Annotated in this window: 1 protein-coding gene; it reads left to right on the forward strand. The window is 65.2% G+C overall.

Annotated features, from left to right (window positions below):
* Positions 1 to 799, forward strand: a 799-nt coding sequence (locus PJE01S_RS24185; protein ID WP_245660974.1) for a TauD/TfdA dioxygenase family protein, incomplete at both ends; no start/stop codon positions are given.

A 799-nucleotide genomic window follows, 5' to 3' on the forward strand; every position in this document is an offset into this window, starting at 1 on the left:
GACCCACTGACCTGCTCCATCGGCGCCGAAATCTCGGGCGTCAACCTGGGTGACGCCGCGCGCGACGCGGACCTGTTCGCCGAAATCAAGGCGCTGCTGCTCAAGCACCGTGTGCTGTTCCTGCGTGACCAGGACATCACCCGCGCCGAACACGTGGCCTTCGCGCGCCGCTTTGGAGAACTGGAGGACCACCCCGTTGCCGGCAGTGACCCCGACCACCCGGGCCTGGTGCAGATCTACCGCAGCGACAAGCGCGAGAACTACGAGAACAACTACCACACCGACGGCATGTGGCGTTCGACCCCGACCATGGGCTGCGTGCTGCGCAGCATCGAGGTGCCGCCCGTCGGCGGCGACACCATCTGGGTCAACATGGTGGAGGCCTACAAGAACCTGCCCGAGGATGTGAAGAAGCGCATCGACGGCCTGCGTGCCAAGAGCAGCATTGAGCACTCCTTCGGCGCCGTCATGAGCCCCGAAGACCGCGCCAAGCTCGCCGCACAGAACCCGCCGGCCGAGCACCCGGTGGTGCGTATCCACCCCGAGACCGGCGAGAAAGTGCTTTACGTCTGCAGCTTCACGACGAACTTCGCCAACTACCACACGCCCGAGAACGTGCGCTTCGGCCTCGACAAGACGCCCGGCGCCAGCAACCTGCTGAACTACCTGGTCAGCCAGGCCAGTATTCCCGAGTACCAGGTGCGCTTCCGCTGGCAACCCAACAGTGTCGCGATCTGGGACAACCGCTCTACCCAGCACTACGCGGTCATGGACTACTGGCCCGCCCCGCGCAAGATGG

The organism is Polaromonas jejuensis NBRC 106434, assembly GCF_001598235.1.
Taxonomy (GTDB): domain Bacteria; phylum Pseudomonadota; class Gammaproteobacteria; order Burkholderiales; family Burkholderiaceae_C; genus Polaromonas; species Polaromonas jejuensis.